Annotated in this window: 13 protein-coding genes; 2 read left to right on the forward strand and 11 right to left on the reverse strand. The window is 42.7% G+C overall.

Going from position 1 to position 12,381, the window contains the following annotated elements; genetic code table 11:
• Positions 1-178 precede the first annotated feature (178 nt).
• The 7 genes from rpmF to pyrH form a co-directional block, all read right to left on the reverse strand.
• Complete coding sequence (gene rpmF, locus ACUNWA_RS06650) at positions 179-364, reverse strand: 50S ribosomal protein L32 (protein WP_082326499.1); 186 nt, start codon at positions 362-364, stop codon at positions 179-181.
• Between the two features lie 19 nt (positions 365-383).
• Complete coding sequence (locus ACUNWA_RS06655) at positions 384-920, reverse strand: YceD family protein (protein ID WP_445591109.1); 537 nt, start codon at positions 918-920, stop codon at positions 384-386.
• Between the two features lie 137 nt (positions 921-1,057).
• Positions 1,058-2,215 carry a sensor histidine kinase gene (locus ACUNWA_RS06660; RefSeq protein WP_445591110.1) on the reverse strand — a complete coding sequence of 386 codons (1,158 nt, stop codon included), beginning with the start codon at positions 2,213-2,215 and terminating at the stop codon, positions 1,058-1,060.
• A 222-nt stretch (positions 2,216-2,437) separates the two neighbouring features.
• On the reverse strand, positions 2,438-4,342 hold the full coding sequence (gene dxs / locus ACUNWA_RS06665) for a 1-deoxy-D-xylulose-5-phosphate synthase (protein WP_445591111.1): 1,905 nt from the start codon (positions 4,340-4,342) through the stop codon (positions 2,438-2,440).
• A gap of 109 nt (positions 4,343-4,451) precedes the next feature.
• Positions 4,452-5,234, reverse strand: coding sequence for a histidinol-phosphatase HisJ family protein (locus ACUNWA_RS06670; protein WP_445591112.1), 783 nt, complete (start codon positions 5,232-5,234; stop codon positions 4,452-4,454).
• Positions 5,235-5,519: 285 nt separating this feature from the next.
• On the reverse strand, positions 5,520-6,083 hold the full coding sequence (gene frr, locus ACUNWA_RS06675) for a ribosome recycling factor (protein ID WP_445591113.1): 564 nt from the start codon (positions 6,081-6,083) through the stop codon (positions 5,520-5,522).
• Between the two features lie 106 nt (positions 6,084-6,189).
• Positions 6,190-6,900, reverse strand: a complete 711-nt coding sequence (gene pyrH / locus ACUNWA_RS06680; protein ID WP_445591114.1) for a UMP kinase — start codon at positions 6,898-6,900, stop codon at positions 6,190-6,192.
• A 141-nt stretch (positions 6,901-7,041) separates the two neighbouring features.
• Here pyrH and ACUNWA_RS06685 point away from each other — a divergent pair, with 141 nt between their 5' ends.
• Positions 7,042-7,302, forward strand: coding sequence for a hypothetical protein (locus tag ACUNWA_RS06685; RefSeq protein ID WP_445591115.1), 261 nt, complete (start codon positions 7,042-7,044; stop codon positions 7,300-7,302).
• 30 nt (positions 7,303-7,332) lie between these two features.
• The gene (locus ACUNWA_RS06690) at positions 7,333-8,886 is read left to right on the forward strand and encodes a glycine--tRNA ligase (RefSeq protein WP_445591116.1); all 1,554 of its coding nucleotides are present in this window, start codon (positions 7,333-7,335) and stop codon (positions 8,884-8,886) included.
• A gap of 532 nt (positions 8,887-9,418) precedes the next feature.
• Here ACUNWA_RS06690 and tsf read toward each other — a convergent pair.
• The 4 genes from tsf to rplM all read right to left on the reverse strand — a co-directional run bounded on the left by tsf (position 9,419) and on the right by rplM (position 12,049).
• On the reverse strand, positions 9,419-10,246 hold the full coding sequence (gene tsf / locus ACUNWA_RS06695) for a translation elongation factor Ts (protein WP_445591117.1): 828 nt from the start codon (positions 10,244-10,246) through the stop codon (positions 9,419-9,421).
• A 34-nt stretch (positions 10,247-10,280) separates the two neighbouring features.
• The gene (rpsB, locus tag ACUNWA_RS06700; protein WP_445591118.1) at positions 10,281-11,087 is read right to left on the reverse strand and encodes a 30S ribosomal protein S2; all 807 of its coding nucleotides are present in this window, start codon (positions 11,085-11,087) and stop codon (positions 10,281-10,283) included.
• Positions 11,088-11,201: 114 nt separating this feature from the next.
• Positions 11,202-11,588, reverse strand: a complete 387-nt coding sequence (rpsI, locus tag ACUNWA_RS06705) for a 30S ribosomal protein S9 (protein ID WP_445591119.1) — start codon at positions 11,586-11,588, stop codon at positions 11,202-11,204.
• 2 nt (positions 11,589-11,590) lie between these two features.
• Positions 11,591-12,049 (reverse strand): 50S ribosomal protein L13, encoded by a 459-nt coding sequence (gene rplM, locus ACUNWA_RS06710; protein ID WP_445591120.1) that lies wholly within the window; start codon positions 12,047-12,049, stop codon positions 11,591-11,593.
• Positions 12,050-12,381: the final 332 nt, after the last annotated feature.

Genomic DNA, 12,381 nt, shown 5'->3' on the forward strand with positions numbered 1-12,381 from the left:
TAACAAAACTTTGTTAAAATTGATTGCGAAAGATAGGGTGAAAATTTCGAACAGCAAAGAAAAGCAGTCAAAAGAATAGCCGTAAGTCGTTTTAAAACAACTAATTAAAATGTTCGAAAAGTTTATAAAAGGGCAAAAAAAGATCAGAAGAGTTGCTCTTCTGATCGTGTTATGAAGGTTAAACAGTAACGTCTTTTTCGATTGCAAGCTTACCTCTGTAGTAACCACATTCCGGACAAACGGTATGGTATTTTACAGTCGTGCCACAGTTAGAACACGTAGCCAATGTTGATGGCGTTGCTTTATAGTGTGTTCTTCTCTTATCCCTTCTGGATTTTGATGTTTTGTGTTTTGGATGTGCCATTTTAAAAAGTCTTTATTTGTTATTCTAATAATTTTTTTAATTCATCCCATCGTGTATCTGTTTCAGGCTCTTCATCTTCTTCAACGTCCTTCACAGACAATAGGTTTAATTTCGCCAACATTTCCGGATTACAAAGGCTTTCTCCATTCGCATCATCCGGATGTACATGTTTAATTGGAATTGACAAAACGATAAAGTCATAAATGAGTTTAGCCATATTAATGTGTGAATCATCCGGTGCAACCCAAATCACATCATCGCCTTCCTCAAATTTTTCTTCACCATACTTTACGAAAACCTCATTCTGACTTTCAACCGGCTGGTCGAACAAATCCAAACAACGATCGCAATGTATTTTCACCGTTCCACTAACATGAAACCAAAGAACAATTAGTCCACTTTGCTTCTCCAGCTCCAGCTTAACGTCAACACGTCCGTCTTCGGCGATTCCTCCGTCGAAATACTCAAAGAATTTCCGTCCTATCTGATAGTCAAACTGATGTTTGCCCAATCCAAGTCCTTTGAGTGCAACGTTATATGCTTTCAAATTTGCCATTGCCTAGAAAAAAGTGTTGCAAAAGTATAAAAAATAAACAAACAGAGAAAATTATCTGATTTTTTTAACATCGAATACAAGCTTTTCGACAAAATTCTTTCGCTCAAGGAATTATGCAGCCTCAAAATGTTGAAAAATCAAGCGTTCGGAAGCACAATCCGAAAGGTCGTTCCCTTGCCCATTTCCGAGTGTTTTAGAAAGATTTTACCTTGATGATAATTTTCAATAATCCGCTTGGCCAATGAAAGTCCGAGTCCCCACCCACGCTTTTTGGTCGTATAGCCTGGTTCGAAAATACTTTTGTACTGCGACTTTGGAATCCCCTTGCCATCATCCGAAACATCTAGTGTTATCTGCTTACTATCCTTTGAAAGATGCAAACGGATAATTCCATCTGACTCGATGGCATCAACAGCATTTCGACACAAGTTTTCAATCACCCAACTAAAAAGGGCCGCATTGTAAGGTACATCATAATGAGTCTGCTCATCCAATTCAAGTAAAAAGCGCACCTTCTTCGACGATCGATTTTCAAGATAGCTCACCGTTGTTTGTAAAACATGCTTCAAGTCCCCCATCTGTAACTCGGGAGCAGAACCAATCTTGGAAAAGCGCTCTGTAATTTTCTCCAATCGTGTAACATCCTTTTCAATTTCTGAAATTAAGTCACCATCAACATGCTTCATCTTCAGAAGCTCGACCCAAGCCATTAACGATGAGATTGGAGTCCCCAGCTGATGTGCTGTTTCCTTCGACATGCCAACCCAAACCTGATTCTGCTCCGCCTTTCGCGACGAGCTGAAGGCAAAATACGAAACGGTAATAAACAGCATGATCACCCCAAACTGGGCTAATGGAAAGTATCTTAAGTTCTGAAGCAAGTTCGAGTCGCGGTAATACAAATACTGCGTGACATCCTCGGAAAGAATAATTTCAATCGGGGCCTTCTGCCCTTTCATTTTCTCCAGTTCATGCTGCAAAACAGTCGATTTGCGTTTTTCAGCATAGGCAATATTCCGATCTCCCATAATGCTGCCGTCTTCGGCAATCCAAATAATTGGGATGGTGGTATTATTCTCCATAATATCCTGCAGGAAGGTTAAGTCCTGATTGCTTCCGCTCCCGACATCCACGAGTCGCTTCATGGCTTCGGCCCACAATTCCACACTTTTGCGTTCCTGTTTCGACATTTGACCAATCAGCCAGTTGGTATAAATCAGAGAGCTGGCACCGATAAGCATGGCTGTCAGTAGAAGAAGAATTTTCCAGCGTCGTTTTTTGAAGTAGAGTTCCAAGCTTGTACTATTTTGTTTTGCTTCCTAAACGAATCATCCAGCGTTAAAGTATGGCTGATGTCCTTTTTTCTTCCCTTACATGAATCCTCTCCAGATCAAGTCCTTTCATCCTTCAACGAACGCGAAGAATTACGAACGGTGTTTCACCCTTCACGCGAATCCACCACAGACAATTCCTGCAACAGTATACTGAGTACTTGTTTTTTCATCTTGAAATTACAACTATCGCTGAAGTAAATCAATACAAGACTGATAAATTCCTTTCTGATCGTAACCACAATCCCGCTGCAACTCCTCTGGCGTTCCATGCTCAATAAAGTGATCAGGAACTCCCAAGCGGACCACTTGAGCCTGATAAGCATGGGCAACCATAAATTCGAGCACTGCAGAACCAAAACCACCCAAGATGACACCATCCTCCACCGTAATCACCTTTTTATATTTCTGAAAAATCTGATGCAGCAGTTCTTCGTCAAGCGGCTTCACAAAACGCATATCGTAATGAGCCACCGAGAACTCTTTCTTATGCAAGGATTTAACCGCTCGCGAAGCTGCAATTCCGGCCGTACCAATTGTTAGCACAGCCAAATCGTCGCCTTCGGTCACGATTCGACCTTTGCCAACTTCAATGAGCTCAAATGGTTGCCGCCAATCGACCTTACAACCGCACCCTCTGGGATAACGAATGGAGAAAGGCCCCATATTATCTTGCTGAGCAGTAAACATCAGGTTACGCAACTCAATCTCATCCATCGGAGCCGAAACAACCATATTGGGAACACTTCGCATATAAGCCAAGTCGAACACCCCATGATGCGTTGCACCGTCAGCACCAACCAGTCCTCCACGGTCCAGGCAAAGAACGACATTCAGATTCTGAATGGCCACATCATGAATGATCTGATCATAGGCCCGCTGCATGAAAGAGGAGTAAATATTGCAAAAGGGAACCAATCCCTGGATAGCCATACCAGCCGAAAAAGTAACGGCATGAGGTTCGGCAATACCCACGTCAAAAGCACGGTCGGGCATTTTATCCATCATAATATTGAGCGAGCACCCAGTTGGCATGGCCGGAGTAACACCAACAATTTTCGGATTTTTCTCTGCCAACTCCACCAAGGTGTTTCCAAATACATTCTGAAACTTGGGTGGCTTATTCAATTCGCATTCACATCCAATAATTTTACCGGTGTCCTTATCAAATTTGCCGGGCGCATGGTAAACCGTCTGATTCATTTCAGCCAACTTGAATCCCTTTCCCTTCTTGGTAATTACATGAAGTAATTTAGGTCCCTGAATCTCACGAAGGTCGCGCAAAACATTGCTTAGGTATTCGACATCATGACCATCAACCGGGCCAAAGTAACGTATCCCTAAGCTCTCGAAAAGATTGGATTCTTTTAACAGGTAGGACTTTAAAGCACCTTCCGTCTTTTGTACCAAACGCCGTGCCTTGGGACCAAATCCGTTGAGTTTCCCAAGTCCTTCCCATATTTCATTCTTCAACTTATTATAAGATTTCGACTTGGAAATATTTAGCAAGTAATTACTAACGCCACCCACATTGGGATCGATAGCCATTTGATTATCATTCAACACAATGAGTACATCCGAATTGTTGAATCCGGCATTATTGAGCCCTTCAAAAGCCATTCCGCCAGTCATGGAGCCATCGCCAATGACTGCCACTACTTTCCGGTCTTTCTCATTCTTAACTGAAGCGGCCTGAGCCATTCCGAGTGCTGCCGAAATCGAAGTACTGGCATGCCCAACCCCAAAAGCATCGTATTCGCTTTCAGCGGGTTTTGGAAAACCGCTAATCCCTTTGTATTTGCGATTGGTATGAAACTGCGCCCTGCGCCCCGTTAATATCTTGTGCCCATAGGCTTGGTGTCCCACATCCCAAATCAGCTGATCATAGGGCGTATGATAGGCATAGTGCAGAGCTACGGTAAGCTCTACAACACCAAGGCTTGCGCCCAGATGCCCAGGGTTATGTGACACCTCATCAATAATGAACTGCCTAAGTTCGTCGCAAAGTAAGATCAAGTCTTCCGGATTCAACTGACGAAGGTCAGCGGGGGTATTAATCTTTTCAAGTATGCTTCCCACAGGTTCTTCCATGAAAAAAAATTAGGGCTCAAATATACAACTTCTATTAGTTCCAGCCTGAATGAATAGGAGATTAAAATCAGGCATGTACATAGCTAACGAGTCTTTGAGCTGATTAGTATCATATCCGCATAGCATTACGCCTGCGCCCATCAAAAGTAGTAATCTCTTCAAAACCTACCGCTTTCATCAGGTTTATCGCTGTTTCATAATGACGAGCAATCTGACCAACCTTATGCGCATCGGACGATAAAGTCATTGGAATATGATGATGATAGCAGCGCTCAACAATCTGCGGGCTTGGCGTGAACTCAGCACATGGACGATCCAATCCTCCGGTATTGAGTTCAACAACCAGGTTGTGCTCTTTAATCACACTCAAGGTATCTTCAATCAATTGCGACTGATCCGATTCAGGGTAGATGCGGAATTTTTTAATAATATCCAGGTGCCCGATGGTATCAAACAAACCTGACTTAGCCGCTTGTTGGATTAGATCATAATAAATACGGTACAATTCATCGTTTGACCACTTGCCATACAGCGACTTATCTGTATCGAAATTCCAGTCCCCTATGAAGTGCACCGAGCCAATGACATAATCAAGAGGCAGGCTACTGATGATTTCCTGAATCTCAGTCTCTCTTCCGGGGAAATAATCCATCTCGATCCCGTATCGAACTTTTATTTGAGAATCGTACTTCTCACGAAGATCGAGGATTTGCTCCGTCATCACCGGAATATCAACTTGTGCTACCGCCCAGTCAACGGCCTTCAGACCCACATGGTCACTAAATCCGATCTCCCCCAAGCCAAGCCCAATGGCTTTTTTAATCATCTCCTCATAGGTATGTTTCCCATCAGAGAGGACACTGTGCATATGATAATCAATCAATCCTACCATGATAATTGTTTTATTCGTACTGCCGGAACAGAAGCCTCGAATTTATTTCTTCAGCCTCTATTTCGATTCTAAAATTAATGAAAGGCCGGGAATATAAAAATGTGTTTCGGCGATTGGCTGACCATCTGGCTGACCAACTAAGCAAACAAAGCACTACCGTATTGAAAAAGATTTCAGAAAAACTTTGAAAAGTAACTTGAAGTAAAAAAAAGGCAGCTTAAACAAGCTGCCTCAAAGCCATGAAAACAATTAAACAATGTTCAGAAAACAGAAAACTAGAAACAATTATATCGTTAAAATCTCTTGATTTTTATCTTCAAGCAAGCTATCAACCTTTTTGCCATAGCGATCGGTCATTTCCTGCACGTCTGCCTCCGCATTCTTTTGCAAATCTTCCGACAAGCCATCTTTCAACAGCTTTTTCGCCCCTTCGTTGGCTTCCTTACGTGCACTTCGAATGCTGATTCGGGCTTTCTCGCCTTCCTGACTCACTTGCTTAGTCAGGTTACGGCGCCGCTCTTCAGTCAACGGAGGAACACTAATACGAATAATTTCACCATTATTCTCCGGGTTGAAGCCCAGGTTGGCATTCATGATCGCTTTCTCGATAGGAGCAATCATTGGCTTTTCCCAAGGCTGCACAGCAATGGTGCGGGCGTCCGGGGTACTGACATTCGACACTTGATTCAAAGGAGTCATGCTTCCATAATAATCAACTGAAACTCCATCCAACATCCTCGTAGAAGCTTTGCCTGCCCGAATATGAACTAATTCATCTTCCAAGTGACTAATAGCTGCCTCCATCTTCTCTTTACAAACTTCAAGTATCAATTCTAATTCTTCTTCCATATTCAATAAAATGGTCAATTTTGCTTGTGCTGTGAGCAAATATAGAAAAAATTAAAGAATTTTGAAATTCCTTAACTTTTTTAATGAAAAATCGATAAAAAACCTTTTACCCGTGTACTAGCGTCCCAATGTTGGCGCCAGACAGTACTTTCATCAGGTTTCCCTTTTCGTCCATATTGAAAACAACGATGGGCAAATTGTTCTCCTTGCACATGGTGGTTGCAGTCAGATCCATCACCTTCAAACCCCGGTTATAAATTTCGTCGAATGATATTTTTTCAAACTTGGTAGCCGAAGCATCAGTCTCCGGATCGGCAGTATAGATACCATCAACCCGTGTACCTTTCAGCATGGCATCGGCCTCAATTTCAATTCCACGTAAGGACGAACCCGTATCGGTAGTAAAATAAGGATTTCCGGTTCCGCCCGAAAAGATAGCAACTTCACCTTTCTCCAAGGTTTCGATAGCTTTGTCTTTAGAGTAAAACTCACCTACCGGCTCCATCCGGATTGCCGTCAACACCCTGGATTTGACGCCATGAGCTGTCAGCGCTGAATTTAAAGCCAGACTATTGATCACGGTCGCCAGCATACCCATTTGATCTCCTTTTACCCGATCAAAGCCTTTCGCTGCTCCACTTAATCCTCTGAAAATATTTCCTCCGCCAATAACGATTCCGATTTGGACACCCAGCGCCACAGCCTCTTTAATTTGCATAGCATAATCACTCAGCCGCTCCTGGTCAATGCCATAGGCCTGATCCCCCATCAGCGATTCGCCACTTAATTTTAACAGTACACGTTTGTATGTGGTCATTTTTTCTTTTTTTTGCAAAGGTAGGAATATTCTAAAAACTCCGATAAACCGAATCGGTCTGCTATTTTCAATTATTGGACCGAATCAATTCCCATTTCATAATATAATTGCTAATTTTACGGCCGCTGATTTTCAAGAGATATGGAACAATTAAATGTGATTTTATTTTTGGTTGGTTTTTTCAGAACACTATTTGTATTCGTGGTCATTTATTACCTGATCAAGCTGCTTACAAGGTATGTTCTACCCCTATTTTTCAGTCAGCCAAAACAACATCGGGATTTTCGGGAGCCCCGGAATTCGAAACCAGAAGGAGAAGTAACCATTGAAACAAAACGAAACAATGGAAACCACATCCCCAAGGATGAAGGCGAGTATGTTGATTTTGAAGAAGTCGATTAATTTCAAACGGATATTTTAATAAGGATTATTATGGCTCAGGAAGATATTTTCAAGAAGCTGATTGCGCATTGTAAAGAGTATGGATTTGTATTTCAGTCAAGCGAAATTTACGATGGGCTTGGAGCTGTTTATGATTACGGTCAGAATGGCGTAGAACTTAAAAATAACATCAAAAAATATTGGTGGGACAGCATGGTCATGCTGCACGAAAACGTGGTCGGACTGGACTCGGCCATTTTTATGCACCCAACCATTTGGAAAGCCTCCGGTCACGTGGATGCCTTCAACGATCCGTTGATCGACAATAAGGATTCGAAGAAACGTTACCGCGCTGATGTTTTAATTGAAGACCAACTGGCCAAGTTCGAAGAGAAAATGAACAAGGAAGTGGCCAAAGCACAAAAACGTTTTGGCGAGGCCTTTGATGAAAAACAATTCAGGGAAACCAACCCACGAGTGCTGGCTAACCAACAGAAATGGAATGAATTGCACGCTCGTTTTTCAAAAGCCTTGAACGACAACGACCTAGCCGAGCTGAAGCAGATCATCATTGATCAGGAAATCGTGTGCCCAGTCAGTGGAACACGCGAGTGGACCGATGTACGCCAGTTCAACCTGATGTTTGGCACCGAAATGGGCTCGACAGCAGATGGTGCTTTAAAAGTATACCTGCGCCCCGAAACAGCACAAGGAATTTTTGTCAACTACCTGAATGTGCAAAAAACCGGACGCATGAAAATTCCGTTTGGGATTGCTCAAATCGGGAAAGCCTTCCGTAACGAGATTGTTGCCCGTCAGTTTATCTTCCGCATGCGCGAATTCGAGCAAATGGAGATGCAATTCTTCGTTCGCCCTGGATCGGAGCTTGACTGGTTTGACCAATGGAAAGAAACACGCATGAAATGGCATCGCGCCCTAGGCTTTGGCGACAACAACTACCGTTTTCACGAGCATGAAAAACTGGCTCACTACGCCAACGCCGCTGTTGATGTAGAATATAAATTTCCTTTTGGATTTAAAGAAGTAGAAGGCATTCACTCCCGCACCGACTTTGACCTTTCACAGCATCAGGAATTCTCTGGAAAGAAAATTCAATACTATGACCCTGAATTAGGAAAATCCTATGTCCCCTATGTAGTAGAAACATCTATTGGAGTCGACCGCATGTTCTTACAAATCATGTCCGCTTCGTATTTTGAAGAAGAGCTGGAAGCTGCCAATGGCAAAAAGGATACACGTGTGGTCTTGAAACTTCCCGCACCTCTGGCTCCTGTTAAACTGGCCGTAATGCCCTTGGTAAAGAAAGATGGACTGCCCGAGAAGGCACGTGAAATTATCGATGATCTGAAGTTCGACTTCAACTGCCAGTATGATGAGAAAGACTCAATCGGAAAGCGCTACCGTCGTCAGGATGCTGTAGGAACCCCATTCTGTGTCACGGTAGATCACCAAAGTCTGGAAGATCAAACCGTGACCATCCGCCACCGCGACACGATGAAACAAGAGCGTATAGCTATTACCGACTTGAAAGGAATCATTGCTTCGCAAGTGAACTTCAAAGCACTTTTTGCCAAATTGAAGTAAGAAAAATACATACCACTGTTCAAAGGCCGTTTCGAAAGATTCGGCCTTTATTTTTACGCGAAATCGTGAGTAGAAAGGGCAGTAGAGAGTAGTGAGAGCCACCCTAGCAAAATCCCAGCGGATTAATTTCACAGGGTAAAGGAGTGAGGCGTGAGTCTCTAGAAGAGCGGGAAAGCGTCTACCCTCAAGTCCCCCACTTCGTCGTAGGCGAAAGCAACGCAGGTCGTCAAAGTAGCCCGATCCAGCGTTGGCGGGTATTGAGGGACATGGGTCGGAAAGAAAAAACCATAACACGCGCGGAAGAATCAGTCTGACAAGATTTTCTTCCTTCCCTGCCCGTCCTGCAGGCTGTTTTTTTTCATCAACTGGAAAAAATGAAGTCCCGTCCGGAAGGACAAACAAGTAATCCATGAGAAACGGAGTAGCGAAAAGTGAGTCGCGAACACGATGCCTGCAACCGAGACTTTCAGGAACAAAAAAAAGGGCTAACCAAATAATGGTTAGCCCTTATATCTATCGAGATAGAATATGCTTATTCTGCTAATGCAAAACGAACAAACTCAGTTACTGTCAACCCTTTATCAACTGATTGCAGGTACTCTTTTACCGTTTGCTTGTTGTCTTTTACAAAGGCTTGATTCAACAGCGTGTTTTCTTTGAAGAATTTATTCAAAGAACCTTGAGCGATTTTATCAAGCATTGCTTCTGGTTTTCCTTCTTGACGGAATTTTTCCTTCGCAATTTCTAATTCTTTTGCAACAACCTCTGGAGCAACATTGTCTTTATCAACAGCAACAGGACTCATGGCAGCTACTTGCATAGCCACATCTCTCATCACCTGTGCTTCAACAGTTCCTTGGTTGAAACCAACCAAAGTAGCCAATTTGTTTCCTGGGTGGATGTAAGGCACAACAGCTTCTGCTTCCACTTTAGCGTAGAAAGACAATTCAATCTTCTCACCAATAACACCCGATTGCTCAGTTACGTGTGATTCAATTGTACGTCCATCAACTTCCAACGCTTTCAAAGCTTCAAGATCAGCAGGCTGATTGGCAATAGCAACATCCAAAAACGCTTTTGTCTTGCTCACAAAGTCTTCGTTTTTAGCAACAAAGTCTGTCTCACAATTCAAAACTACAATTGCTCCGAATTTATTATCTTCACTAACACCAGCTAACACAACACCTTCTGACGCTTCGCGATCAGAACGTTTGTTTGCTACCAGTTTACCTTTTTCGCGGATTATCTGAACGGCAGCATCAAAGTCACCGTTTGCATCGGCAAGGGCGTTTTTACAGTCCATCATGCCGGCGCCTGTTGCTTTACGCAACTTCATTACATCTGCAGCAGTAATTGCCATAATTGTTTGTGTTTTATAGTTGTTAAAAGAGCAATTATTCTTCGTCTTTTTTCTCTACTTCAACCGTTTCAGTCTTAGCTTCAGCTTTAGCAGCTGATTTCTTGGCTCTGGCTTTTTTCGGTTTGTCTTCGTCGCCTTCATTCTCACGCTCTACTTTGCGTTCATTCAAGCCTTCGCCGACAGCGTCGCACATCAGGCGAACGATCAAACGAACAGATTGAGAAGCATCGTCATTGGCAGGAATGATGAAATCAAGTCCTTCAGGATTTGAATTGGTATCAACCATCGCGAACACAGGAATGCCCAATTTCTGAGCTTCACGTACGGCGATTTTTTCTTTCAGGACGTCAACCACAAACAAGGCTGCGGGAAGACGGGTTAAGTCAACAATACTTCCAAGGACTTTTTCCAATTTAGCACGCTGACGTGTTATTTGCAACTTTTCGCGTTTTGACAAGTTATCCCAACTGCTGTCTTTCGCCATTTTATCAATAGCGATCATTTTCTTCACCGCTTTGCGGATCGTTGGGAAGTTTGTTAGCATACCACCAGGCCAACGCTCAACTACGTAAGGCATATTTACGCTCCCTACAGCATCAGCAACGATCTCTTTCGCTTGTTTCTTCGTTGCGACAAATAATATTTTGCGTCCCGATTTGGCAATTTGTTTCAAGGCGGCAGCGGCCTCATCGATTTTCACAACTGTTTTTTGTAAATCGATGATGTGGATTCCGTTTTTCTCCATGAAGATGTACGGAGCCATATTTGGATTCCACTTTCTTTTCAGGTGACCAAAGTGTACACCTGCATCCAATAATTCTTGAAAATTTGTTCTTGGCATCTTTTTACTTTTTTAAATAATTTGTTGAAAAGCAACCCCTGAGTAGCCCCTAACCAAAAGCTGGAAGTCTCAGTGATTTCAGATCCACAGTCATATTTAGTTTGATAAACTTTCTTAACGTTTTGAGAATTGGAAACGTTTCCGTGCTTTTGGTTGACCTGGTTTTTTACGTTCCACTTCACGAGGATCGCGGGTCACAAAGCCGGCTTGTTTCAATACTGTTCTTGACTCAGGGTCAATTTCCATCAAGGCTCTTGTAATGGCCAAACGTAACGCTTCAGCCTGTCCTTTAATACCACCACCGTCAAGATTCACTTTAATGTCATATTGATCAGCTACACCAATTAGAGTCAATGGTTGCGTAACAATATACTGCAGTGTTCCATTTGGGAAATATTCTTTCAAATCCCTTTTGTTAATGGTAATGTTTCCTTTGCCCTCGCTTAAATAAATACGAGCAACAGCAGATTTTCTACGTCCTAGGGTATTTACTACTTCCATTGTTATAATTTAATCACGTTTAAATCAATCACTTTGGGGTTTTGAGCTTCTTGCTTGTGCTCAGCACCAATGTACACTTTCATGTTGCCATAAACTTTGCGCCCCAAACGATTTTTGGGTAGCATGCCTCTAACAGCTTTCTCTACCAAACGCTCCGGATATTTAGCTAAAATATCCTCAGGAGTCTGCTTGCGCTGTCCACCCGGGTAACCGGTGTGGCGCAGGTAAATTTTATCACTCATTTTTTTACCTGTCAAACGCACTTTCTCTGCATTGATCACAATTACATTATCCCCACAATCTGCGTGAGGTGTAAAGTTGGGTTTGTGTTTGCCTCTCAGAATCTTGGCTACTGCACTGGCCAAACGACCAAGCACCATATCTGCTGCATCAACAACAACCCATTCCTTATTTGCCGTGGCACTGTTGGCCGAAACGGTCTTGTAAGATAAAGTATCCACTTGCCTTTAATTTTTTTTAAATTAACACTAAAAGTTGCAAAAACTTACAATTCAATTGGTTGAGTGGCTTCCGACTTATCAACACCGGGCATGTTAATAAGCTTTCTACCGACAACATAATCAATTATTTATAAGAACTGCAAGTACGGACAATAATCGGGACTGCAAAAGTATTTCTTTTTTCTTAAAAACCAAACACAAAAGCCCACCTAAAATAAAATTAACCCAAAGATTTACAAGCAGGAAGATGCACAGCACCCTCCCAAGCACAGGGCACAAACAGCCTACAAAAATGTTTAGGGGTCCGATCTCTTTTTTTTAGATCGGGTCCT

This window comes from Sunxiuqinia sp. sy24 (assembly GCF_052677165.1).

Bases quoted from the DNA above. Each gene is read 5' to 3' on its own strand.
- ACUNWA_RS06655 (WP_445591109.1), bottom strand. From the start codon at position 920: ATGGCAAATTTGAAAGCATATAACGTTGCACTCAAAGGACTTGGATTG.
- dxs (WP_445591111.1), bottom strand. From the start codon at position 4,342: ATGGAAGAACCTGTGGGAAGCATACTTGAAAAGATTAATACCCCCGCT.
- ACUNWA_RS06690 (WP_445591116.1), top strand. From the start codon at position 7,333: ATGGCTCAGGAAGATATTTTCAAGAAGCTGATTGCGCATTGTAAAGAG.
- pyrH (WP_445591114.1), bottom strand. From the start codon at position 6,900: ATGACCACATACAAACGTGTACTGTTAAAATTAAGTGGCGAATCGCTG.
- ACUNWA_RS06685 (WP_445591115.1), top strand. From the start codon at position 7,042: ATGGAACAATTAAATGTGATTTTATTTTTGGTTGGTTTTTTCAGAACA.
- rpmF (WP_082326499.1), bottom strand. From the start codon at position 364: ATGGCACATCCAAAACACAAAACATCAAAATCCAGAAGGGATAAGAGA.
- tsf (WP_445591117.1), bottom strand. From the start codon at position 10,246: ATGGCAATTACTGCTGCAGATGTAATGAAGTTGCGTAAAGCAACAGGC.
- ACUNWA_RS06670 (WP_445591112.1), bottom strand. From the start codon at position 5,234: ATGGTAGGATTGATTGATTATCATATGCACAGTGTCCTCTCTGATGGG.
- frr (WP_445591113.1), bottom strand. From the start codon at position 6,083: ATGGAAGAAGAATTAGAATTGATACTTGAAGTTTGTAAAGAGAAGATG.
- rpsB (WP_445591118.1), bottom strand. From the start codon at position 11,087: ATGCCAAGAACAAATTTTCAAGAATTATTGGATGCAGGTGTACACTTT.
- rpsI (WP_445591119.1), bottom strand. From the start codon at position 11,588: ATGGAAGTAGTAAATACCCTAGGACGTAGAAAATCTGCTGTTGCTCGT.